Here is a 25,403-nt window from a genome sequence, read left to right as displayed (position 1 = left end):
ATTAACTTTGCTTAGTTTTTTACTAATCTTTTTAGCATCTAGCTCTTGTGGTCAAAGTTTTTATTATAAATTTAATGAAAGATTTCAAACTAATTTCACTACTGATGACCACTTTATTGTCGCTAAATACCGTATTATTCGTGTTATTGATGGTGATACAGTACAAACAGATATAGGTGATATAGTCAGACTTATATTTATTGACACACCAGAAACCTTAAAAAGAGATAATAAAGACAAATTAGCACCTTATGAAGACTTTTATGCACAACGTGCTAGATTGTTTCTTAAAGACTTAGCTAATAAACAAGAGTACTTTTGGTTTGAGTTTCGTAAAAATGATATTTACGGTAGAAGATTGGCAATTATTTTTTTAGATCAAAACTATGATGTTAAAAAATCAGTAAATTACGAAATGGTGTTTAATGGCTTGGCTAGAAATTCCTTTTATAACTTTAAGCCAGATTTAGGTAGCTTAAATCCTAGAAAAGATAAAGAAAACCAGCTTTATTATGCATTAATAGAGGCTCAAAACGAAGCTAAAATGCACAAGCGAAATATATGAATGCATAGTGCACAGTTAGTATTTTCTCGTAACTACAAATAGGAGTAATATGAAATACAATGTAGAACATTTAAAAGATAAGAAAATTTTTATCTTTCACATTAATGATAATCTAAAATATGTGGCTAAAATTAGTAACAAACTAGATGTAGATATTTACAAAAGTAAATGTATTGAGATTTTTGCAAATGATATTATGGATAATTTTAATGGTAATTTTCCGAAAAGCGAAGAGCTTTTACATGTCCTTATTTTCCACTTATGTTGACATAAAATTTATCAAGAAAATAACAAAATTCCTGAATATGAGCAAGTATATAATATGGCAGTGGACGAAATCAAAAATAACAACTTAGGACCTACAGTTTATACTGGACAATTTATTTCATCATAAGTAAATAAAAAAAAAAAAAAAAAAAATAAGTGCAAACGCACTTATTTTAATCATTATAAGAAAATTAAGCTTTTCCGTTTGAACCAAATTCGTGAATTTTAGCTTTAACAGTTTCACACATAGCGTCAAATCCTGGTTTGTATAATTTACGTGGGTCGAAGTTTTTACCTTCTAAATCTTTACCGCTTAAGATGTATTCTCTTAAAGCTTTGTGGTTTGCTTGTTGTAATTCTGTGTTAACGTTAATTTTTGTAATTCCTAAGCTAATAGCTTTTTTAATTTGTTCAGTTGGAATACCGCTTCCACCGTGTAAAACAATACCAACACCTGCAGCTTCTGAAATTTTTTCTAATGTTTCAAAGCTTAATGATTTTCATGATGTTGGGTAAGGGCCATGAATGTTTCCGATGCCTGCAGCAAGAACATCAATTCCTAACTCAGCAATTTTCTTAGCTTCTTCTGGGTTAGCAAATTCACCATCACCAACGATACCGTCTTCTTCACCACCGATTGTACCAACTTCAGCTTCAACTGACATGTTTTTAGCTTTTGCTAATTTAACTAATTCAGCTGTTTTTGTGTAGTTTTCTTCAAATGGAGAGTGTGAACCATCGAACATAATTGATGTATATCCTTCATTTTCGATAGCTTTTAAACAACCTTCGTATGAACCGTGGTCTAAGTGTAAAGCAACTGGAACTGTAATTTTAAGGTCTTTAATTAATCCTAAAACCATTCCACTAATTGCGTCAAATCCACCCATGTATTTAACTGCACCTTCAGATGTAGCAACAATAACTGGTGATTTTTCTTGCTCAGCTGTTAATAAAACTGCTTTAGCTCATTCTAAGTTATTAATGTTGATGTGAGGAACTGCGTATTTTCCTTTTTTTGCTTTTTTAAGCATTTCTGTTGCGTTTGTTAATGCCATAATTTTCTCCTTATTCAATGAATATATAATTATTAAAAGACTTCTGCACTACTACATTCTCATTCACCGTGTTCATTACGTTTGAATGTTTTGTCAACTGTTAGAATACGTCATAGTTCACCGATTTTTCTTTTTCTAACCTCTTCATAAGTTAATTGGTTATTAAAAGCGTATTCATTTCAAGTGTTAGATAATACTTCTTCAACTTGAGCAAAAATATCGTCAAATTGATGTGATGCTGAGGTATCCTTAGTTATAATATTTTTTGCAATATCAAGCATTGTAAATACTTTATCTGACATATAGTCCTTTCCTTATAGCTTATTATATTATATATGTAAATATTAAAATTATAAATGAAAAGGCTACATACTTTCAGGAGCGCTTACACCGATTAATTTTAACCCTAATTGAAGCACAATTTGAACAGCTTTAACTAAATATGCATATTCGCTTTCGTTGTCATGACCGATTAATTTAGTTTCTGAATAGAAACTATTAAAAGCTTTAGCTAAATTAATTAAATATTGACTCATTAAGTTTACTTTGTTAGTTGAAACAATAGTTTGAATTAATTCAGTAAATTCATCAAGCATAACGACAACTTTTTTAGCTTTTGCAGTAAGCTCGAATTCACCTTTTTTAGCTTCTTTTAATCTGTTAATTAAACTTACTGTACGTGAGTGAGCGTATTGAACGATAAATACAGGGTTATTTGAATCGGTTGAGTTAGCTAAATCAATATCAAAATCAAATTTGCTATTGATTTCACGAGTTAATAAAGTAAATCTAATAGCATCTGGTGAAGCTACTTCTAATAAATCTTCTAATGTCACAGATGTTCCAGCACGTTTAGACATTTTAAATTCTTGTCCGTCTTTAATTAAACGTACTAATTGAATAGTTAAAACATCTAAATCATTTGGATTGTGACCTAAACATTGCATAGCTATTTTCATTCTAGCAATATAACCACTATGGTCTGCACCTCAAATGTTAATTAATTTTTTAGCACGAGAAAATTTTTGTTCATGATAAGCAATATCAGGAAGCAAGTAAGTTGATGAACCATCATTTTTAACTAATACACGATCTTTATCATCACCAAATTCAGTCGTATTTAGTCATAAAGCGCCATCTTTTACATATGTGTGTGGTTTTAATTTTTCTAAAACTGGTTCTATTAAGTTATTATTGTAAATATCTTTTTCGCTTGAGTATCTATCTAAAGAAATATTAAGTCTGCTTAAATCATGTTTAATTTTAAATAATAAAACTTTAACTGCTGCTTCTTTAAATTCTTCTCTTAAACCATAAATTGATAAGTCAATGAATTTATCATCATATAAATCTTTGATTTTTTGTGCAGCTCAAACAATGTCATTCCCTCTGTAGCAATCTTCAGGCATAGTTGCTTCAACACCAAAAAGTTCTAAATATCTAACATGAGCTGAATCGGCTAATACATTAATTTGATTTCCAGCGTCATTTACATAATATTCAGTTTCTAAATTATGTCCTGCATGTTTGTAAATTTTAGCTAATGCATCTCCAAAACAAGCACCTCTCACGTGTCCAACATGTAAAAAACCAGTAGGATTAGCTGAAATGTATTCTAAATTAATTTGTTCAGGTTTAACAACATTTGCACCATATTTATCTTGTTTTCGATTAACTTCATCAATAACTTTAATAAAAGATAAATAACTTAAAACGATGTTGATAAACCCTGGCATAGAACACATAATGTCTTTAATATACTCACTATCAATCAAGATTTCTTTTAATTTTTCAGCAATAACAATTGGGGCAACTTTTTTATAGTTTTTCAATAAAAACGGAGCATTAGTTGAATAATCAAACAGAATATTATTTGGATTTGCTTTTTCTGGTACATTCGGTTCAGTTAAGTTAATTACTAAATCATCAACATTAAATTCAGCATCAAAAAAACCTTCATTTTGTAATTTTTTAACACCATTTATTATTTCATTTTTAATAGTTTGTTTTAGCGACATAAAGCTTCCTTTTTAGCATTTCTCTTTTTAAATTTAGTATTTTAATTATATTAAAATAATAAAATATTAAAACTTTAATTTATAGACCAGTAGACTAATCACAGAAATAAAATTGAATCAACTTAAACTTTTAAAGTAGTAAAACCAAGCTTTTAGATAATTTAAAAAGCTTATGATTTTTATGCAGCTAACTAAATAAATTAATTTATAATTTTAATACTTATTAAGGAGTTAAAATGGATAAAAAAGTAAGAACTCGTTATGCACCTAGTCCAACTGGATATCTACACATAGGTGGAGCCAGAACAGCTTTATTTTGTTATTTATTTGCTAAACATTTTAATGGAGATTTTATCTTTAGGCTTGAAGATACTGACTTTAAACGTAATGTTGAAGGTGGTGAGGCATCACAGTTAGATAATTTAGCTTGACTTGGAATTATTCCTGATGAAAGTCCATACAAGAAAAACCCAGCTTGTGGAAATTACCGACAAAGTGAAAAATTAGATAGATATAGAGCAATTGCTGATGATTTAATTGCAAAAGGGTTTGCTTATAAAGCCTACGATTCAGCTGAAGAATTAGAACAACAAAAACTAGAAAGCGATGCTAAAGGTATCGCAAGCTTTAGATATGATAGAAATTGGTTAAAAATTTCTGATCCAGAAAAACAAAAAAGAGATCAATCTGGTGAATATTCTATTCGTTTAGCAATGCCAAAAGACAAAATTTATAGTTGAGAAGACATTGTTAGAGGCAAAATTGAATTCAATTCTAGCGAAATTGGGGACTGAGTTATTTACAAATCTGATGGTTATCCGACATATAATTTTGCTGTTGTTGTTGATGACCATGATATGTTCATCACTCATGTTTTAAGGGGTGAAGAACACATAGGAAATACACCTAAACAACTAGCAATTTATGATGCTTTAGGGTGAGAAGCTCCTAGTTTTGGACACTTAACAATTATTACCAACATGGAAGGTAAAAAACTTTCAAAAAGAGATAATTCAGTAAAACAATTTATTGAGGATTACAAAAATGAAGGTTATATCCCTGAAGGTATTTTTAACTTTCTAGCACTACTTGGTTGAACTAGTGCTGATGCTCAAGAAGTTTTATCTAAAGAAGAATTAGTTACTAAATTTGACCCAGAAAGATTAAGCAAAAGCCCATCAAAATTTGACATTGTCAAAATGAACTGATTTTCAAAACTATATCTAAAAAACAAGTCAAATGAAGAGTTAATTAAACTATTAAATCTAAACCAAGATCAATTTGACCCAGAGTGACTAGATTTATTTATTTCAACATTCAAAGAAAGTTCAACTACAGTTTCAGAATTAAAATCTCACCTAGATACTTATTTAAATGTAAGCGAATGTAAAGTTGATTTTAATGAAAAAGAATTATTAGTAGTTAAAACTTTTACTGCCTTACTAAAAGAAGTTAATTTTGATGTTGAATCAATAAATGGTGTGATTAAACAAGTTCAAAAAGAAACTGGATCTAAAGGAAAAGAACTATTTATGCCAATTAGGTTAGCCGCTACTTGTGTTGAACATGGACCAGAATTAGCCAAAGCAATCTATTTATATGGTCAGGAACTAGTTTTTAAACGTTTAAGTCAATATGAGTAAAAAAATTACTTTTAAATCAATTATCAATTACGATCATTCAAAAGAAGAACAAGTAATTGAATTTACTGCTCCTGTTTCAATTAGCCAAACTGATGAATTTCCAGTAGTTTTTGATTTTGTTGAACCTTCTAACCAAGTTAGAAATATGTTCGAAATTTCAGATAATTTAGTTAATATCATTGCTGGTTCACAATTTATTACCTTAAAAAAAGATCAATTAGCTAATTTTCCTTATAGTGTTAGTGTCGATAATAAAGTTTTAGAAATGATTCTTCAAACTAGAATGTATGATTTAGTTATTTCACCAAACCACTATGAAATTAAGTACGAACTGTATATCTTAAATGATAGTGAGAAAACTAAAACTGGTGATTTCCACATTACATTAAAAATTAGTGAATAGTTAGATTTGAACTAAAAAAGTTATTGTTTCATCAATAACTTTTTTATTTTCTTCTAAAACAATGATAATTAAGGCGTTTTAGTATGATAACAATAAAATCTAATAAGATTTTATCTTTTGTAAAAAGTTTATTTTTAGCTCTAAAATAGACAAAAATTGAAATATTTAATTTTGCTAGTAAAAAATTAACAAAACTATGCAAAAAATTTTCATTTTACTAAATAATTTTTTATAATTTTAATACCATGTTTAAATTAGGAATCGATATGACTTCAATTTCTCGTTTTGAAGGTAAACCAGATACATTTGTAAAAAGAATTTTATCTGAAAATGAGTATAAACTATACTTAGAAACTGAAACTGATCTTAAAGCGTTATTTTTAGCTAGAGCGTGAGCTATTAAAGAAGCAATTTTTAAAGCTAATAACGCATATGCAAATTTTTCACAAGTAGAATTGTATAAATTAGATAAGGTTTGAAGATTTAAAAATTTCAGCATTTCAATTACACACGAAAACGACACTTTAATTGCAATGGTAGTTGAGAATGATTAATAAGGAGAGATATGAAAAAGCTTGCAATTAATATTACCCTAAAACAAGTATTAACTAGTCCAATTTGATTATTAAGAGCTTGAAGATTAAGATCAAAAGCTCGTAAATATCAAAAAACACCAGAATTATTACCAATCGAAGATAGATACTCATACATTCTAAAACTATCTAAAAAAATCTTAAAAATGTATAACATTGATTTAGTTGTTGAAGGGTATGATAATTTACCAGCTAACGGAGGAGTAATTTTAGCTCCAAACCATAAATCGAATATCGATCCAATTGTGCTAATTGCAGCTTTACAAAAACAATCAGAAGAAGCTGGAGCAATGCACAAATACCCAACTTTTATCGCTAAAGATGAACTAAATAAAAAATTAATGGTTGGTAATGCGCTTAAATTATTAGATTGCGCAACAATCGACCGTAAAAACTTTAGAGAAAGTATTCAAAAATTATTTAATTTTACAAAAGAAATTAAAGCAAATAAAACCTATGGAGTCATTTTCCCTGAAGGAACTAGAGTTAAAGGTGATGAACTAGGTGAGTTTAAAGGCGGAGCTTTCACCGCTGCACAAAAAAACCTAAACAACATCGTACCAGTTTGCATCAAAAATTCTGAATTTGCATTAGATAAAACAAAACGTAAAGGACGTTTAACTATTACTGTTAAATTTTTACCAGTTTTAAAAGCTAATAATTTCTTAGCTCAAGATTCAAAATCTATTGGTGAGCATGTTAGAAACTTAATCGCCAAAGAAATGAGATAGTTATGTCATTAAAACCTAGTAAAACCAAACATTTAACAAGTCAAATATTTAAAAATCCATTCAAAGAACATACAACATATGTTTCAAACGAATATACTTTTAAACTTAAAGACTTCGATGGACCTTTAGATTTACTTTTATCTTTAGTTAAAGATAAGAAAATTAACATTCTTGATATTAACTTATTAGAAATTGCAACCCAATATTTAGATATCATTCATCAACTTAAGGAAGATGAAGTTGATATAGCTGGTGAATATTTAGTTATGGCAACCACATTGTTAAAACTAAAAACAAATATGCTGCTAAAAGATCCAAGTGAAATGGATCAAGAAATTGAAGAAGTTAAACAAAAACTAATTAGCGACCTTGTTGAATATCAACAATTTAAGGAAATTAGAGATACCTTAAAATCTTTAGAGTTAGAACGTCAAGACATTTTTATTAAAAAACCAAGTAATATTGATGAATTTATCGTTGATACTACCGATGAAAGACTTGATGGACATTCAAATCCAACTAAGTTAATTATGGTACTTAGAAAAATGTTTGAACGTGTTTATGCTCAAAGATTAAGACAAACCAAAATTGAAAGTTTTAAAGTTACACCTGCTGACCAAATTGTAATTATTAAAAAACTTTTAAGAGAAAATGACCGTTTAACTTTTGAACAGGTGTTTACAGTGCCATCAATTAAGCACTTTGTTGTTACTTTATTAGCTATTTTAGATTTATCAAGACAGCAGTTTATTCACATTCATCAAGATGAACAATTTGGCGAAATCTTAATAACTAAAGGAGAAGGATATCATGAAAAATAAAATTTTAGAAGCTTTATTATATATCCAAGGTGATGAAGGTCTTAATTTAGAACAAGTTAAAGATATTTTCTCACTTAATAATGTAAGTGAAGCTAAGAAAGTTATGCAAGACTTTCATAAAGCTTTTAATGAGCAAGATCGTGGTCTTAAGGTTGTTAACTTTAATGATAATTACAAATTAGCAACCAGAGAATCTGTTAAAGAGTTTGTGCAAAAAATGGTTACTGTTACTAAAAAACAACGTTTATCAAATGCTTCTATTGAAGTAGCTGGTATTATCGCTTACAAACAACCAATTACTAGAGGACAAATTAACGCAATTAGAGGAACAGCAAGTGACCAAGTTATTAACACTTTACTTGCTAAAAAAGTTATTGAAGAAGTTGGAGTTTCACCAACTCCAGGAAATCCTACCTTATATGGTGTAACAAGCAAGTTTTATGATCACTTTAGAATTACTAATATGCGTGATTTACCAAAAATGAATGACTTTAACTTCGTGGATGGAGTAGAAAACGAAAACTCTGATTTTGATTTATACGGTAGTCAAAGAGAGGATCATTAGTATTTAAAAGCCCTATTAATCCTTTAATTAATAGGTTTTTTATTTTCTAACAAATTATGTTTGAATTTATAGCAACTAAAAATGATGCAGGTAGAACACTAATTAAACTACTGCAAAAATATTTAAATAACTTACCAAATAGTAAAATTGAAAAGATTTTTCGTAAAAAAGATGTCAAAGTAAATGGGAAAAGAACTAACCAAAAAGACTTAATAATCAACGAAAACGACCAAGTAGTTATCTATGGAATTTTTGATGCTAGCGTAGCTAGTACAACAGTCAATACTAAGCCGAATCTAATTATTTTATATGAAGATGAACACATTTTAGTTTTAAATAAACAAGCTGGAGTTGAAGTGCACGGAAGTGACAATTCACTAGATAACCAAGTACTTTCATACTTAAATTACAAGCAAGTTGATAGCTTTAAACCTTCTCATATTGGTCGGCTAGATAAAGAAACAAGTGGAATAATTGTTTATGGAAAAACTTATCTAGCAGTTAGTCGACTAAATGAACACAACCACCAATTTACTAAAAAATACCAATTCCAAAGTGAATTTAATGGACCTGAGCAAACATTAAAACTTTACCTATATAAAGATGAAACTAACAAAAAAGTTAAAGCTTCAAAAGTAGAAGTTCCAAATTCAAAATTAGCAATTACTAAGTTATATATTGAAAACAAAAAGAAAATAGCTGAAATTTTAACTGGTAAAAAACACCAAATCAGAGTTAGTTTACAATTCATTGGTAAACCAATTTATGGAGATAGACGCTATGGTGGTAAGAAAATGGATCGTTTAATGCTTCATTCATATTACTTAAAATTATCAGGATTAACTGGTGAGTTAAAATATCTAAATAATATGGAATTTTACGCTTTAGCTAAATGATAGGAGTACAATGCAAAAAATTGATAACAACAAACTAAAAGAAATTGTTAGTTCATTAATGTTTGAGCCTACTGAAATAGTTATTAATGAAATTTTAGATAACTGACATGTTTTAGAAAAAGAACTAAAGTATCTAGATTTACTTGATTTAGAAGATGTAGCTCCACTAACACATATTAATGAAACATTACAGTATGATTTTTTACGTGAAGATAAGCCTAATATGTCTTATTCAATCAGCAAAAAAGACATTTTAGCTAATGCTAAAGAAAAAGATGAAAACTATATAATCGTTTCAAAGGTGGTGAAATAATGGATAGAAAATTTAAAAATCTAGGTAATTTTAACCAGGCTTTAAGTGAAGTATCAAACGACAAAAATAATGCTGTAAGTTTTGTTTACAAAACTCCAAACAAACTTACAAGTTTAAAAAATGAGCTTTTAAATGATGTAGTTATTACGATTAAAGATGTTTTTGCTACAGATAATGCTAAAACACGTGCTAGCTCACTGATTTTAGATAACTTTGAACCAAAATATAATGCTACTTGTGTGCAAAAATTATACGAAAGTGGTGCAATTGCAGTTGCGAAAGTCAACAATGATGAACTAGCTTTAGGTGGAACTGGAACTCATAGTGCTTATGGATTAGTTACTAACCCATTAGATAAAAATAGATATAGCGGTGGTTCTTCAAGTGGTTCAGTTGCTACTTTTACTAAAAATATTGGTTTAGCTTTAGCTAGCGATACAGGAGACTCAGTTAGATTACCTGGATGTTTTTGTGGAATTCCTGGTTTTAAACCTTCTTATGGAGCAATCAGTAGATACGGAATGTTTGCTTATTCATCTTCTTTAGATACAGTGGCTTACTTTGCTCACAATGTTAATGATTTAGTTTTAGCTTCTCAAGCTATGTTTGGCACTGATGAAAAAGATATGACATCAGTTGAAGTTAAAATCGATAATGTCCAAAAAACCAAGCCACATAAAATTATTGTTTTAGATGTTTTACATTTAGTTAAACCATATGTAAAAGAAGCTTTCTTAAAACTAACTGATAAATTAGTTGCTGAAGGTGTGCAAGTAGAATTTGTAAAACCAGATGAAAATGTTTTAAGGGCAATTAAACCAGTCTATCAAATTGTTAGTTTTTCTGAGGCTTCAGCTAATTTAGCTAACTTAAATGGAATAGCTTTTGGTAATAGACAAAATGGAGCTAGTTGAGAAGAATTAATGCTAAAAACCAGAAGTTTTGGATTTGGAAAAATGGTTCAAGAACGTTTATCACTTGGTAGTTACTTTTTATATTCAGAAAACCAAGCTGAATTATTTATTAAAGCTCAAAAAGCTCGTAGAGTAATTAAAAATTACTTAACTAACTTACACAAACAAGCAGATTTATTATTATTCCCAGCTTATGTAGGAATTGCTCCATTATTTAGTGATAAAAGTAAAAATGACTACATGGACTACATTTTAACAGGTTCAAATTTAGTAGGAAACCCATCTTTAACTTTACCTTTAGCTACATATGAAAATATGCCTTTTAGTATCGCTTTAGATTCAGAGCTTTATAGCGATGAAAAATTATTAGGTTATGGTGAATATTTTGAAGAAATTATTAGCCAATTAAAATAGGAGGATTATGAACAACTTTGAAACTATAATTGGAATTGAAATCCATTTAGAATTAAAAACTAAAACTAAAATGTTTTCACCTGCTCCTATTGATTTTAATGCTGAACCTAACACATGTGCTCACCAAATTGATTTAGGATACCCTGGCTGCTTACCACAAGTGAACAAACAAGCTGTTAAATTTGGTGTTGCTTTAGCTAAAGCCCTAAACATGCAAATTGATGATGAACTACACTTTGACCGTAAAAATTACTTCTATCCAGATTTACCAAAAGGCTACCAAATTACACAGTTTTACAGACCAATTGGACAAAACGGAACTATTGAAATCACTACACAAAATGGTGTAAAACAAATCGGAATTGAGCGTATTCATTTAGAAGAAGATACTGCTAGACAATATCATGCTGACAGTGGTACTAAGCTAGATTATAACCGTGCCGGTATTCCTCTAATTGAAATAGTAACTTATCCGGTTATTAAAAGCGCAGAAGAAGCTGCAGCTTATGTAGACGCGATTAGAAAAACTGCTTTATGTTTAGAAATTTCAGATGCTAAATTAGAACAAGGAAGTTTAAGAGCTGATATAAATATTTCACTAAGACCACTAGGTTACCAAGGTTTTGGTACTAAGGTTGAAATTAAAAATATGAACTCGCTTTCAAACATCAAAAGAGCAATTGAAAATGAAATTCAAATCCAAAGAGAAAAAATTCTAAAAGGTGAAGAAATTTTACAACAAACCAAGCGTTTTGATGATGTTACTAATTCAAACATAGTAATGAGAACTAAAACTGGTACAACAGATTATAAATACTTTCCAGAACCAAATATTCCGTTTATCAAACTTACTAAAGAATTTATTGATTCAGTTGAACTAAAGGAATTACCAGCTCAAAAATTAGCTAGATATCAAAGTCATAATATTCAAAATATTTATATTCAAAGTCTTTTAGATGATTTAGATTTAGCTAAGTATTTTGATTCAATTGAGTACGCTGATAAAGATAAACTTTCAAAAGTATTTTTTGCTGAAGTTGTTTCTTTAGCAAATGCTAGCGGTTTAAAAGCTTATGAATTAGGTATTAAACCAGATCATATTAAAGAAGCTATTGAACTATTAGACAGTGAAATAATTTCAGGTAAATCACTTAAAAAGCTAGTTCCTTTACTTGTTAAATTTGAAGGAAACATTGAAGAATTATTAGATAAACATAACTTAAAACAAATTACTGATCCAGCTTTAATAAAACAATTAGTAGATAAAATCATTAATGACAACCAAGCATTAATTAATGAATACCCAACTCGTCCTGATCGTGTAATTAAATTTATTTTAGGTGCAATTATGAAAGAAACTGGTGGTCAAGTAAATCCACAATTATCTAATGATATAACTGTTTCAACCTTAAAAGAGCGTTTTAACTAGAAAATAAGCCTATATGGCTTATTTTCTTTTAAAAAGAAAAATTGCGATTACGCAATTTAATCATAAATAGTTCGATCTGGATCTGCTTTACCAGTTCTTTTGAATTCTTCCAATAATTCAGCTCATTGCTGCTCATTTTCGCATTCAAGATATTGAATTAGTGTTGCATCACGAATAGGGTCATAAACAGGAGAAACATTAGCTTCAGGCGAAGTGTATTTTTTATATCACTCTTCAACAATTTTAAAATCATCAGCTACTTCATCTGGGTTTACATTAAAATTATATGTTTTAACTTTGTGTGTTCTAAAATCTAATGCAGCTGGATTTAAGTAATCTTCTTCATTTAAAAAGACAGCAACAATTGAATATTTATCATTTCCATTTAAATAAGCATAAGTTTGTGCTTGTTTACGATAACCTAAATCAACTCCGTCTCTTTCTCATAAGTCATATTTTTTAGCACCTGCCGTTTTAATTTCTAAAATACGACCATTTTCACGGTTTTCTTTTTCTACTTCTTCTTCAAGTTGGTAAATTTTACTTTCTAAGTCTAAATATTCTGGGTCATTTTGTGAACTTAGTTCATATAACTTAAGTTTTAGCTGGTGTAATTCATTCTTTTTCTCAAAGTATGAATTATTATTCATATACCCATCAGGAACACCTTGAAAAAACTTGTATTTATTTTTAAAGTAATCAAAACCTAAATCTTTTGATACATAGTTTTCAACAGTTATGTTTTTGTTAGATAAAGTTTTTCTCAATAAATCAAACACACGAGGTTCTAAAACATTACCAGCCTCGATATATTTACTAATCAAAACAGGTTGAGAAAGTCTTGTGATATGACAAAAAGCAGCGAATTCCGATTTAAAAGGATCACCTTTAAGCAATATGTTAGGAATGGTACTTCCACCTAATTTTTTATAAGTTTCAAACCTATTATTTGAATCTTGTAGTGCTTTAAATCATTCAGGAAGTAAAATTAATACTCTTTTTTCTTTGTCAATTATATAGTGAGTCTTATTGTAATATTTTCTTTTAGCCATTTTATTTTAATAAGTTTTTAATTACTGTTTGAGCAATAACATCAACATTTTGGAAGTTAGGATATCATTCTCTATCAATTAAAATATCTGCAGGCACTATATAATCAAAGCAAATGTTAACTAATTTATCAAAACTAGTTTCAGTAGAGTTATCATCAACACCTTTGATGAACTTTTCTGGATCTAGGAATTTTTCAATTCTTACTGAAGTTACTTTCACATCACCGTTATGAATTTTTTTCACTTTATCAGCAAGTATTTTTTGTCTAGATTTAAAGTAATCTAGCTCGTTTGGGAATCTTAAGTCATCAATGATGAATAAACTATCTTGATCTTTATTAGCTGAATCAATAATAATATTTTCAATTTTGTCAAACACTTTTGAACATCATAAATTATTATCGATATTTCTACCAACTTCACCCATAGCGATTCATAAAGGACGCACAACTTCTTTATTTTGACCATCTCATTTAATCTCTTCTAAAATTGGTTGAGTGATTTGTTTAATTGGCTCAGCAAAAGATAAAATATGCACATTATTGCTGTATTTTTTGCTTGTTTTTTCAACAATTTTATTACTTAAAAGACCTTTTCCGCTTCGTCTTTTTCCGTTAATTAATAAGATTATATGTTTATTCATTCTTTCTCCTTCTTAATGACTTTAATACCAATTTAAAATAAAAAATTGGCTCTCTTTATATACATTATAACAATAAAAAAATCAATTTAATAAATAATATTTGAACAATCATTTTATGCTAAAAAATGATTGTTTTTCTTTACACTAACTTTTGGAAAACAAATATTTCAAAAGGTTAACTTTTAAGCTTAAAACATTGGAAATATAGTGTTTTTGGTATTTTTAAAGCATTTATTATATTCCTATTTTTGTCCAGTTTTGATCTAAATTTTATTATCAATTTAATAATAATGTGTAAGGAGTTTAAAAAATGACAAAAACTAGGAAAATCATATTTGGAAGTTTGTTTGGTTTAGCTGGTATTTCAGCGACTACTGTGCCATTAATTTTTAAATATTCAGCTAACCAATCGCTCTTTAATTTCAATAAAACTAACAATAATTTTGAATCTTTTACTAATAAAACTAGTTTTAGTTTCGATAGCATCATTCAATCAATTAATGAAGCTAAAAATATTTTTAATGAAGGAAATAATAATTTAGTTGAAACTAAAAAAGAAACACAAAACATCCTAAACAACTTAAAAATTAACCAAATCAGTTTACTTAAGCAAAATGAAGAACTAACTGTAATTTCAAATGAAATTGAGAAAATAAGCATTGACCCAGTTTCGTATTTAAGCGAGTTAAGTTTAGCTGAACTTAATACCGAAACACTAGCGCAATACAAAGAAAAAATGACACTAAAACTTAATTACTTATTTGATTTATATCAAAACGCACACCATAATTTAGTTAAAGCTAATAGCGTTTTAGAAAACAAAACTCTTGATGGCTACATTGAAAAGTTAAAACTAATGTTAGTTAGTATTAAAAATTATCAAGAACAAAATTTAAATTTAGATTTAGATTCAGACCTAGCAGTAGAAACTTTAAGCAATAACATCAGCAACCTACAAACTGAGTTAGTTAACTTTAATAACATTGCTAATGTCATTAAATTAAGAACTTATAATGCAATTTTGTTTTACAAAAACTACAATAATATCTTTGCTCATAATTTGAGTCTAAAAATTGAATTTATTGAGCAATATCTTCAACAAGCTAATGTTATTGATAAAACATATAATCAGCTCATCGATGGCTTAAATCAAACTAATGAAAGATATAATCAAATAATTAGTAGTTCAATTATTGATAATAATGCTAAAATGCAGTTTATTAATTCTATGTTTAATCTTTATAATCAAAAATACCATTTAGTTTATAACCAAGTGTTAAAAGTATTAAATCATATGCTTAATTTACCCAATTTACCAGCTGCAACAAAAGCTATAATTAATGAAAAGCTTAATATTATTAACAATAACTCCAAAACCCAAGTTAATGCGCAATTAAGTTATAGGTTATTTAACCAAACTATTGAAAAAACCAGCGATTTAATCCTGATTATCTTAAGTTTTTATAATCAAGTTATTACTTCAAATATTGATTTAAATGCCAATCAAATACTTGCAATTAATAATATTAATGAATTAACAAACTTAAATGAGCAAATTGAGGTAGTTAATAGTAATTTAATTCAAACCCAAAACCAAATAGCTAGCATTAGAAATGAATTAGCTGAAATTAATAATCAATTAGAAACAACAAAAGCTGAAAGCAATTTAATTATTAATAAAACTAGTGAAGAGTTTTTAACTAACGAAATTAAAATTAGTTCTCTAGTTGCTAGAAAGCTGGAATTATCAGATAATTTGTCACATTTATTAATTGATGAAAAAAGGCATAAAAATGAAAAGATTACTTTAAACAAGCAGTTTAAGGAAAAAGAATCAAAATCAATTCAATCTTTTAAAGACAATCAAAACAAAAACTTTATTCTAAAATCACTATTTTGACAAATTAGTTATTTACTAATTAATTTTAATTACCAAAATAACTTAATTAGTTCCTATGAGGTTGAAATTGGTAAATTAGTTGGGTTAAATTTCAACAGCAATAATACTAGTATTTCAGATATTTCTCAAGATGTTGAAAAACTAGACTATAAAACTAAGTTAAATAATGAAATTATTAATCAGTTAAATCTACAAAAAGCTGAAAATGATAAACATAGAAAACTATTAGAAAACCAAATCTCTGGTTTTGAAGTAGAAAAAGAATATTTAAGGTCTAAAATTAGGTCGTTAAATCAAGAAATTGAAGCAGAAAATCAGTTAATAAAAGCTTATAATGCAAAAATTGATGAACTTAATACAAATATAGGAACACTAAATAATAGAATCGACCAATATAATAGCAAAATCAGAACTTTAGAAACAGATATACAAAATTATGAAGTTGAAATTGCAAATCTCAACAATCAAATTAGTGATTTAAATACTGATAAAAACAACTTGTTTGCAAAACTTAATAAAAGTTCTGAATTAAATAGTAATTTAAGGTTAGATAATGCAGCCTTAAAAGACAAAATTATTGATATAGAAAAGTTAAATATTACTCTTGTAGCACTTAATAAAAAATTTAACAACGACATTAATAATCTAAATAACGAAAATAGTAAACTACAAGCCACAATTGATGAAATGCACAAAAAACATCAAGATGAAATTAAAAAACTAAATGAAAAAGCAGAAAACTTATCAAAAGAAAAACAAGATTTAATAAATGATATAGAAACCAGTATAGCAGTACAATTAACATTTGGAAATATTATTCAAAATGCTCATAATATAATTCAAAAAGCATTGACACTTTTAGAAAGTATTAAAGAAATTTATTACTCAAATGATGAAAAAATTGTAGTTCCAACTAAAACTGAAAGCCTTTCAGGTGGTTATGGTATTAAAACTGTTAATGACTATGATGGTTTACTTCAAAACATTAATAAATATTACGATAAAAATAAAGCTTCAATTAATTCAATTAATGAGAACTTAAAAAATGAAGTTTATGCCAAAATTAAAGACACTATAACAGTTTTAAAATCATTTAAAATTGATGAAAATTTAAAGCGCAAAATAGATGAATTAAACAATAATATTCCGTAATTAAATTTCATTGAACAAAAACATCTAAATTCAACAATTAACACAAAAAGCAAGAAAAAACGCAACTAAAAATAGTATAATTTTGAATAATATTACACATTAATTATTAGGAGAAAAATTATGTATTCAAAGGTTAAAGGTACAAAGGACTACAACGTTGTTGATTATTTAGTTAAAGATTATGTTTTTAACATTTTTAATCAAACAATTTTAAAGTTCAACTACCGTTTAATTGAAACACCAATTATTGAAAACTCAAACTTATTTAAGCGTTCTGTAGGTGAAGGTAGCGACATTGTTAATAAAGAAATGTATGAATTCAAAGACAAAGGTGATCGTGAAATTTGCCTTCGTCCAGAAGGTACTGCTGGATTTGTTAGAGCATTAGTTGAAAACAAATGATACGCATCAGAAAATAAAAAATATGCATATGTTGGGCCATATTTTAGATACGAGCAACCTCAAAAAGGTCGCTATCGTCAATTTTGACAAGCTGGTGTTGAATTTATCGGTGATAAAAATTACTTAAAAGATGCTGAAGTTATTTATATGGCACAAGTTATCTTAAATCATTTAGAAGTTGAAACAGAATTAAAAATTAATTCAATTGGTGATTTAGAAACTAGAAAAAGATATGAAGAAGCTTTGGTTAATTACTTAAAACCATATAAATCACAATTATCATTAGTTTCACAAGAAAGATTAACAAACGGTCACGCTTTAAGAATTTTAGATGATAAGTTAGATTCAAAATTACCATTCATGGCTAATGCACCTAAAATAAGTGATTATTTATCTGATGCATCTAAAAAATATTTAGAACAATTAATTGGTAAATTAAATGATTATGGTGTTGAATATACACTTTCAAATGAACTAGTTAGAGGTCTTGATTACTATGATGAAGTTGTTTTTGAATTTGTTGCAACAGACAAAAATGCTGGTAGTCAGTCAACTTTAATTGGAGGTGGAAGATATTCAAACCTAATTGAACAAATTGGTGGACCGAAACTATCAAGTATCGGTTTTGGTTTTGGTGTTGATCGTATTATGACAATTATTTATGATAAATTTGTCAAAGAAAACAATCTGGATGATTATGTAAGTAGTTGTACTATTTATTTAGCAGCTAGCGAAAACGATGAAAACCTTGATTTTATGCATAATTTAGCTAATAATTATTTAAGAGTATTTTTTGACCAAGTAAAAAATGAATACGAGTTAATTAAATCTAAAAAAGTTTTTGAAAAAGCTCAAAAATACAATGCTTCAATTCTAATTTATGATGATAAAAATGTAAGCAATAAAATGCTAGTGGCAAAATCACTAGTAAATGGTGAAAAATGTACATTCACTAAAAACGAAGAAGGAATTATTGATTTAATTAGATTTATTGCAGATCAGGAAGTATCTGACATTAGCGTTGATCAAATTGAAGAACTATTAGAGGGAGAATTCGGTTATGAATAAGCAAATTTATAACAATGAATTAAGATTAAAAGACGTTGGAAAACAAGTAACTTTATACGGTTGAGTTGCTAATAAACGTCGTATGGGTGAAATTAGTTTTGTTGATTTAAGAGACAAAAAAGGGATTACACAATTAAAATTTGAAAGTGATGTTCACTTTACTAAGGAAAGTGTTTTAGAAGTAAAAGGTTTAGTTGTTGAAAGAAAAGATAAAAATCCAGCTATTGAAACTGGTGATATCGAAGTAGTAGTTCAAGAATATAAAGTTTTCTCTGAATCTAAAGACCAATTACCATTTCAAATTAGAGATGATATCGATACAAAAGAAGAAATTAGATTAACAAACAGATTTTTAGACCTACGTCGTCCTAAATTACAACATGATATTGCTCTAAGAAATAAATTTATTTTTGCTTTAAGAGAATTTTTACAAAGTGAAGATTTTACTGAAATCGAAACTCCTATTTTAAGTAAAGCAACACCAGAAGGTGCTAGAGACTTTATTGTTCCAACTAGAAATCGTGATAAGTTTTATGCACTACCTCAAAGTCCACAATTATTTAAGCAATTATTAATGGTTGGTGGTTTTGAAAGATATTATCAAATTGCTAGATGTTTTAGGGATGAAGATTCAAGAAAAGATAGACAACCAGAATTTACCCAGTTAGATATTGAAGTAAGTTTCATGGATGTGGCATTTTTACAAGATAAAATTGAGCAACTATTTAAATATGCAATGAAAAAAGTAATGGGTGTAGAAATTACTACTCCATTTAAGAGATTAAAATTCGATGAATGTATCAGAGACTATGGTACTGATAAACCAGATTTAAGATTTGATTTAAAAATTCAAGATATTAATGATTTTTGTAATGAAACTGACTTTAACATTATCAAATTAGCACCATCAAAAAGAATGTTGCATTTTACTGAAGAAATTACTAAAAAAGAATTCAAAACACTTGAAGAAATTGCCAAGAAAAATAAAGTTAAAGCATTATTTTACTTTGTTGTAAATAATAAGGAAATTGTTCACTCAAACTTTGCTGCAAAAACTCCAGAAGCTGTTACAAAATTATTAAAACAATTCAATAATGAAAGTGGTACATACTTAATTTGTGCTGATAAATACGAAAATGCCTCACAAGCTTTAGGGGCTTTACGTGTTGAATTAAATTCATGATATAAATGAGCTAGAGATGAATATAATTTCTCTTGAATCGTTGATTGACCAATGTTTGAGTATGACGAAGAATCAGACACTTGAGCTGCTGCTCATCACCCATTTACTCAATTTGACCATAAATTAGAAGATTTAGATAAATTGCCAAAAGACCAAATTAAAGCTAGAAGCTATGATTTAGTTCTAAATGGATTTGAACTTGGAAGTGGTTCAGCTAGAATTTCAAATAATGAAGAACAAAAGAAAATGTTTGATTTAATTGGTATGAGTAAAGAAACTCAAGATAATCGTTTTGGCTTTTTCTTAAAAGCTTTTGAATATGGTGTTCCACCACACTGTGGAATTGGTTTAGGAATTGACAGAATTATTATGATTTTAACTAATAACAAATCAATTCGTGATGTTATTGTATTCCCTAAAAATTCAAAAGGTGAAGATATGTTTACAAATGCACCAAGTAGCGTAGAACCACAACAATTAGATGAATTATTCTTGCAATTAAAAGATGAAGATTAATTATATAAAGCACCATACATTTATCTGTGTGGTGCTTTTTTGAATAAAAAAACGCCAAGTTTAATGGCGTTATGGGTTATATATTATTGTAATTTGATATAAACATGAAAACCACCTCATGAATATTTATTTGATGAATCATTAGGTGATGCCGAACTTCGTAAAGCACTAATGAAGTAACCACCAGGGTTAGCACCCACAAATCATAATTTATATAATGTAGGATTGTTTGTTCTTTGTAAAATTACACCAATACCGGTATCGCTTGGTATATTTAAATCGTTACTTCCTATACGACCTAGACCTTTTCCGAATATTCCTGTTTGTTGGTTATATATACCGTTCTGATTTGCGACACCTAAATTCATATCATCTATAAAACCATTTACAAAATATAGCTTACTATTTGAATTATTTAATGTGAAAAACAGCAATATGTTTGCAGTTGATGAATATGTAACATTTTTATCAGGTAATAAAATATCACTTTTGCCTTTAAGCAAGTTTATGTTAAAAACTAATGGTTTTGCAACGCTTGGTAAATATGTACCATTAATATTTTTAAGTATATTTTGATCATTATTTAATGAAACAAATCGAACTTCACCTGCAATCGGTACATTAGGATATCTACCATCTGTATTAAATCTATATTTTGATGAATAAATAGATGTACCAGCTTGAATTTTTTCTGATTCAGTAAGATTAGAGCTTTGAATTAAAGCTCCTAATTCATTGACATATTTATTTCATTCAACTCTATTTGAAGTAGCATTTGCATTTGAAATAATAGTTGACAATTTTTTCAAGAATTTTTCTTCATTTTCAGTTCTTGGTCCAGACACATTAAATGTATTATAGTTTCTAACACCTGGATTATTTTCCCTTACATAATTAGGGTTAGCTTTTCAAGCAGGTTTAGGCGGAGTTACCGGTTCAGGCTTAGGTTTAGGTTTTGGATCTGGTTTAGGTGGAGTAACAGTTCCTCCTGAACCTCCAGAACTACTTGACCCACCTGATCCACTTGAACTTCCTGAACCTCCAGAACTACTTGATCCACCTGATCCACTTGAACTTCCTGAACCTCCAGAACTACTTGACCCACTACCTGATGAACCACCAGAAGAAGGTTGAGTAGGTGTTTCAGGTGTAGGTGTAACTGGAGTTGTTGAAGTGTTATCAGTAGTTGAAGAACTACTTTCGCCATCAGTTGCAGGTGTTGTTGGTTCTTCAGGAGTCACGCTTGGATTTTCGTTTCCTTCAGTAGTATTTCCACTTGTTTCTTTATTGGTGTCAGGTTTAGGCTTTGGCTTTGGCTTAGGTTTCGGTTTATTTGTTGCTGTATCTGTACATGAAGCTGATATCACTGTTAATGTACTTAACGGCAAGATAGTCAAAGCAGGTAAAATTATTTTACCAAGTTTATTTTTAAATTTTATTATAACCTCGGCATCTAGTGAAATATAAATTCAAAAAAGATGCTTTTTAATTTATATATATGATAATTATAAACTTTTTTTGCACATAGCTAAAAAAAGTGAGCTTTTAAAATTGGTAAAAATTTCATACTTAATAGCTTATTTACCCTAAAAAATTAGAAAACAAAATACTAAATTAATGTTTGGTAAATAATTAATTTTGGAAGAAATCAAAGTTAAAACTGTAATTTAAATTTATAGTTTCTTGCCCATTTGGATTTTCAGGGCTTTGATTTAAGACTGTCAATTCTATTGTGTAATCAATATCACATTTTAATTTTTTAAGATTATCTGAGTATGTTGAAATATTGATGTTGTACATTTTATTGAATGTAATTTCTAATCTTTTGATAGTGTAAAAATTTCTATTTGATTTTTTTAAGAAATTAGTATTTTCATTTGTATTTAAATATTCCTGTAATGGTGAACCATTAAAAAATAGTTTAAATCTTGTATTAGGCGTATAACTATTTCTATCATCATTATATTCGATAGGTAACTGTCTAATTGGTGCTCAAGAACCTAAATTACCACCAGTTAAAATAAATGATAATTTTTGTCCAGTTATTTCTAGTGATTGTTTATTTTCGGCTTGGTTATAAATACTTTCAACTAGTTTGATAGTTCTATTATTTGAATCAGCATTTGCTAACATTAAAAATGAGTTTTTAAGTTTAGATTCACTGTCTTTAAGTTTTTCAAAATTACTTAATTTAATAGTTCTTTGATTAGATTATTGATCTAAATTTTGATTATTTTCAGATGCGACTTTTATAACTAAATATAAATTACCATTATAATCATCAGCATAAACGTTTTCTACTAAAATTTCACGGTTTTGGTTGTATACATTTCTAAAATTTTGATCTATTGAAACAATGTTTGCAAGATTATTAATTCTTTTTGAAGTAATAAATTCACTTCAGATTTGACTAGCATACATTTGTTTTGTCGCTTCTAAATATTCATTATTTATATTTAATTTATTTTGCAAGATAAAGTTATACATTTTATCTTGATTAATATGTAAACTAAAATTGGTTGATTTATGTCAGGTAATTGAGATATTTTGGCTGATTTTTCTACCATTTTCGTATCCGTTAACAACTAATGTACCATTAAAATTTAAGGTGTTATCTCTATTATTATTAATTGATAAGTTATTAATAATTAGTTTATTTTGTTTTACTAGTTCAAGAATATTAAATTCATAATAATCAGAATTTGAAAACTGTAATGTTTCAAAATACTTAAGCAGTTGTGATCCAGTTGAATTTAAATAGTCTTGGTTAGTTAGCCTATTTTCATAAATATAACTATCATTAAAGTTAAAACTTACCGATTCAAGTCTAGTATTTAGTCTTTTAAAGTTAGTAATATTTACTAGTTGATCAATAAAATCAACACCTTTATATGATCCAGATACTTTAAATGATAATTTACCTTCTAAATCATTTAGTTGATAAATTGAAATGTTTGTAATATTTCAAATATCATTACTTTTAGGCACTAACAATTTAGCGTTTTCACTAGCTAACTGGTTTGGATTAAATTGATATAAATTTGCTAAAGTTGCTAAATTATCAAGATTTAAGTTATTAATAGTCTCAGCTTTTGGTAAATGAATTCGTTCGTTTTCCTTAAACTCACTATAAGTTTTAGAAACATTTTCACTTCTTAAATTGTTTTCTGTATTTGATAAATTAAATACTAATACAACACTGCTTTTGTGTTGGGTTAATGAAACTAGATTAAACTTAATTGGTGGATTAACAGTATACTGATAGTTATTAATATTTAAAGCTTCAGAAACTGTAAGTTCCCTTTTGAAATTGATTTGTAATTTTTTGGCTAATTCATTTAGTTCATTTTGGGCAGCTTCTAAATTATTATTTTCATCATTTATGATGGGTTCATCATTGTTTTGATTGTTATTATTTGTATCAGATGAATTATTGTCAGCTTCACTCGGTTCTGAGGTTGTTTTAGGATTTTCTTTATCCATATCATCATCAATCTTTTGATTTTCTACATTAGTATCTTTGTCTTTGTTTGAAACATCTATTGTTTGATCTTTTGTATCTTCATTTGTTTTATTATCTAAAACACTAGCACAAGAAACTGGAACTGTAAGTGTTGAAATAATTGGAATAAAAGTTAGTTTTTTAATCATATTTACCTAAATATTGTTATTTAATATTTTGAAGTTTACATTAAAATTCATTTTTTATGCTCAATAATTTGATTTATGTATAAAAAATACTAAAACCTTGTATTTTCTAGGTTTTAGTATTATAAGTGCTTTAATCAAGTAAAGACATTTGTTTTGAATATTTTTTAACCTTTTTATTAACTTTGGTTTGAATACCACTGGTATTTCTTTCTCAAAAAACCCCTTGTGAATATCCTTGAATATTTTTATCATTTTCTGCTTTTTCTAACCTTACTTCACTTCAAACGCAGTAAAGTGGATTTTGCTCAATTCCGATAAATTTACGATTAAGTTTTTTAGCGACTACACTAGTAGTTCCTGAACCTAGGAATGGGTCTAAAACTACATCATTTTCATTTGAACTGGCTAAAATAATTTTTGCCACTAATTTTTCAGGCTTTTGAGTTGGATGAGCAGTGTTTTCTGGCATTGATCAGTATGGTATTGAAATATCATTTCATAAATTTGATGGATAAGTATGTCTAAAATTACCTTCTTCAGTTTGAATTCAGTCTTTTGGTTTTCCATCTATACGATATGGAGCGATAACTTTTTTACAAGTTTTAACGCTATTAACATTAAAATGATATTTTTGACCAACTGAAGCAAATCAAATATCTTCCATACCGTTTTTTCAATTATTCATTGAGCCACGACCTTTTTCTCTTTGCCAAGTAATACGATTTTGAATCACAAAAAATTCACTTAAAACTTTTGAAATAATAATACTACTTTGTCAATCACAACATACATAAATTGAAGCTTCATCTTTTAAGACTCTTCTAACTTTTTGCATTCAGTTTCTAGTGTATTCTTCATAACTTTCTTCTTTTTTCTTACTAAAAGTATTTCCGTGATAATTTTTAGTTAAGTTATACGGTGGATCTACAATAAGTAGATCTACACACTTATCTGGCAATTTATCTAAAACTAAAAATGTATCATCATTTATAGTTTTATTTAGAACCGAATCTAAAGTAGTGATATTTTGAGCTTTAATACATTTATCTAAGTATTTTTTACCTTCATTTATGTCTAAATCAATAGTTTTATTTTTAGCAGATTTCTTTTTTGTCATATTACCTCTAATGTAATAATAATTTTAGCAAAAAACAGCATTTTTAAGCATTAAATTACTAGTGTAAGTGTTAAAAAGTTTAATTTATT

Annotated in this window: 24 protein-coding genes; 15 read left to right on the top strand and 9 right to left on the bottom strand. The window is 27.8% G+C overall.

Annotated features, from left to right (window positions below; translation table 4 throughout):
- The first annotated feature begins 7 nt into the window (after positions 1-7).
- On the top strand, positions 8-607 hold the full coding sequence (locus ACJA23_RS02690; RefSeq protein WP_406613768.1) for a thermonuclease family protein: 600 nt from the start codon (positions 8-10) through the stop codon (positions 605-607).
- A 7-nt stretch (positions 608-614) separates the two neighbouring features.
- Positions 615-959, top strand: coding sequence for a hypothetical protein (locus tag ACJA23_RS02685; protein WP_406613766.1), 345 nt, complete (start codon positions 615-617; stop codon positions 957-959).
- A 64-nt stretch (positions 960-1,023) separates the two neighbouring features.
- Here ACJA23_RS02685 and fba read toward each other — a convergent pair whose 3' ends face one another.
- From fba to argS, 3 genes are all read right to left on the bottom strand, one after another.
- On the bottom strand, positions 1,024-1,890 hold the full coding sequence (gene fba, locus ACJA23_RS02680; RefSeq protein WP_406613764.1) for a class II fructose-1,6-bisphosphate aldolase: 867 nt from the start codon (positions 1,888-1,890) through the stop codon (positions 1,024-1,026).
- A gap of 32 nt (positions 1,891-1,922) precedes the next feature.
- Positions 1,923-2,192 (bottom strand): hypothetical protein, encoded by a 270-nt coding sequence (locus tag ACJA23_RS02675; protein WP_406613762.1) that lies wholly within the window; start codon positions 2,190-2,192, stop codon positions 1,923-1,925.
- Positions 2,193-2,255: 63 nt separating this feature from the next.
- Positions 2,256-3,908, bottom strand: a complete 1,653-nt coding sequence (gene argS, locus ACJA23_RS02670; RefSeq protein ID WP_406613760.1) for an arginine--tRNA ligase — start codon at positions 3,906-3,908, stop codon at positions 2,256-2,258.
- A 236-nt stretch (positions 3,909-4,144) separates the two neighbouring features.
- Here argS and gltX point away from each other — a divergent pair, with 236 nt between their 5' ends.
- The 10 genes from gltX to gatB all read left to right on the top strand — a co-directional run bounded on the left by gltX (position 4,145) and on the right by gatB (position 12,630).
- Positions 4,145-5,551 (top strand): glutamate--tRNA ligase, encoded by a 1,407-nt coding sequence (gltX, locus tag ACJA23_RS02665; RefSeq protein WP_406613758.1) that lies wholly within the window; start codon positions 4,145-4,147, stop codon positions 5,549-5,551.
- Positions 5,544-5,954, top strand: coding sequence for a hypothetical protein (locus ACJA23_RS02660; RefSeq protein WP_406613756.1), 411 nt, complete (start codon positions 5,544-5,546; stop codon positions 5,952-5,954). The genes gltX and ACJA23_RS02660 overlap by 8 nt, the downstream gene beginning before the upstream one ends.
- Before the next feature lie 245 nt (positions 5,955-6,199).
- The gene (locus ACJA23_RS02655) at positions 6,200-6,508 is read left to right on the top strand and encodes a 4'-phosphopantetheinyl transferase superfamily protein (RefSeq protein ID WP_406613754.1); all 309 of its coding nucleotides are present in this window, start codon (positions 6,200-6,202) and stop codon (positions 6,506-6,508) included.
- 11 nt (positions 6,509-6,519) lie between these two features.
- The gene (locus tag ACJA23_RS02650) at positions 6,520-7,278 is read left to right on the top strand and encodes a lysophospholipid acyltransferase family protein (RefSeq protein WP_406613752.1); all 759 of its coding nucleotides are present in this window, start codon (positions 6,520-6,522) and stop codon (positions 7,276-7,278) included.
- 2 nt (positions 7,279-7,280) lie between these two features.
- Positions 7,281-8,099 (top strand): segregation/condensation protein A, encoded by an 819-nt coding sequence (locus ACJA23_RS02645; protein WP_406613750.1) that lies wholly within the window; start codon positions 7,281-7,283, stop codon positions 8,097-8,099.
- On the top strand, positions 8,089-8,664 hold the full coding sequence (scpB, locus tag ACJA23_RS02640; RefSeq protein ID WP_406613748.1) for an SMC-Scp complex subunit ScpB: 576 nt from the start codon (positions 8,089-8,091) through the stop codon (positions 8,662-8,664). The genes ACJA23_RS02645 and scpB overlap by 11 nt, the downstream gene beginning before the upstream one ends.
- Positions 8,665-8,720: 56 nt before the next feature.
- Entirely contained in the window at positions 8,721-9,563 is an 843-nt protein-coding gene (locus ACJA23_RS02635; RefSeq protein ID WP_406613746.1) for an RluA family pseudouridine synthase, read from the top strand.
- 7 nt (positions 9,564-9,570) lie between these two features.
- Entirely contained in the window at positions 9,571-9,873 is a 303-nt protein-coding gene (locus tag ACJA23_RS02630; RefSeq protein WP_406613744.1) for an aspartyl/glutamyl-tRNA amidotransferase subunit C, read from the top strand.
- Positions 9,873-11,201 (top strand): amidase family protein, encoded by a 1,329-nt coding sequence (locus ACJA23_RS02625; protein WP_406613741.1) that lies wholly within the window; start codon positions 9,873-9,875, stop codon positions 11,199-11,201. Before ACJA23_RS02630 ends, ACJA23_RS02625 begins: the two co-directional genes overlap by 1 nt.
- Before the next feature lie 7 nt (positions 11,202-11,208).
- Positions 11,209-12,630 carry an Asp-tRNA(Asn)/Glu-tRNA(Gln) amidotransferase subunit GatB gene (gatB, locus tag ACJA23_RS02620; RefSeq protein ID WP_406613739.1) on the top strand — a complete coding sequence of 474 codons (1,422 nt, stop codon included), beginning with the start codon at positions 11,209-11,211 and terminating at the stop codon, positions 12,628-12,630.
- A gap of 56 nt (positions 12,631-12,686) precedes the next feature.
- On the opposite strand, the gene ACJA23_RS02615 is transcribed toward gatB, so the two are convergent.
- The gene (locus ACJA23_RS02615; RefSeq protein WP_406613737.1) at positions 12,687-13,682 is read right to left on the bottom strand and encodes an MAGa7180 family putative nuclease; all 996 of its coding nucleotides are present in this window, start codon (positions 13,680-13,682) and stop codon (positions 12,687-12,689) included.
- 1 nt (position 13,683) lies between these two features.
- A complete protein-coding gene (locus ACJA23_RS02610) occupies positions 13,684-14,325 on the bottom strand; it encodes a hypothetical protein (protein ID WP_406613735.1) in 642 nt (213 codons plus the stop codon).
- Between the two features lie 310 nt (positions 14,326-14,635).
- On the opposite strand from ACJA23_RS02610, the gene ACJA23_RS02605 reads away from it, so the two are divergent.
- From ACJA23_RS02605 to aspS, 3 genes are all read left to right on the top strand, one after another.
- Complete coding sequence (locus tag ACJA23_RS02605; RefSeq protein ID WP_406613733.1) at positions 14,636-17,377, top strand: hypothetical protein; 2,742 nt, start codon at positions 14,636-14,638, stop codon at positions 17,375-17,377.
- 120 nt (positions 17,378-17,497) lie between these two features.
- The gene (gene hisS / locus ACJA23_RS02600) at positions 17,498-18,847 is read left to right on the top strand and encodes a histidine--tRNA ligase (protein WP_406613731.1); all 1,350 of its coding nucleotides are present in this window, start codon (positions 17,498-17,500) and stop codon (positions 18,845-18,847) included.
- Complete coding sequence (aspS, locus tag ACJA23_RS02595; RefSeq protein ID WP_406613729.1) at positions 18,840-20,546, top strand: aspartate--tRNA ligase; 1,707 nt, start codon at positions 18,840-18,842, stop codon at positions 20,544-20,546. Before hisS ends, aspS begins: the two co-directional genes overlap by 8 nt.
- An 83-nt stretch (positions 20,547-20,629) precedes the next feature.
- Here aspS and ACJA23_RS02590 read toward each other — a convergent pair whose 3' ends face one another.
- The 4 genes from ACJA23_RS02590 to ACJA23_RS02575 form a co-directional block, all read right to left on the bottom strand.
- Positions 20,630-21,943: a hypothetical protein gene (locus tag ACJA23_RS02590; protein ID WP_406613727.1), complete on the bottom strand. Its 1,314-nt coding sequence runs from the start codon at positions 21,941-21,943 to the stop codon at positions 20,630-20,632.
- A gap of 235 nt (positions 21,944-22,178) precedes the next feature.
- Positions 22,179-22,679, bottom strand: coding sequence for a hypothetical protein (locus tag ACJA23_RS02585; RefSeq protein WP_406613725.1), 501 nt, complete (start codon positions 22,677-22,679; stop codon positions 22,179-22,181).
- Between the two features lie 78 nt (positions 22,680-22,757).
- Positions 22,758-24,197, bottom strand: a complete 1,440-nt coding sequence (locus ACJA23_RS02580) for a hypothetical protein (RefSeq protein WP_406613723.1) — start codon at positions 24,195-24,197, stop codon at positions 22,758-22,760.
- Positions 24,198-24,327: 130 nt separating this feature from the next.
- The gene (locus ACJA23_RS02575) at positions 24,328-25,314 is read right to left on the bottom strand and encodes a DNA-methyltransferase (protein ID WP_406613721.1); all 987 of its coding nucleotides are present in this window, start codon (positions 25,312-25,314) and stop codon (positions 24,328-24,330) included.
- Positions 25,315-25,403 lie beyond the last annotated feature (89 nt).

Source organism: Mycoplasma corogypsi (assembly GCF_045276875.1).
Lineage (GTDB): Bacteria > Bacillota_I > Bacilli_A > Mycoplasmatales > Metamycoplasmataceae > Mycoplasmopsis > Mycoplasmopsis corogypsi.
The sequence above is the reverse complement of the archived record's forward strand: the minus strand, read 5'-3'. Positions and strand labels throughout refer to the sequence as shown.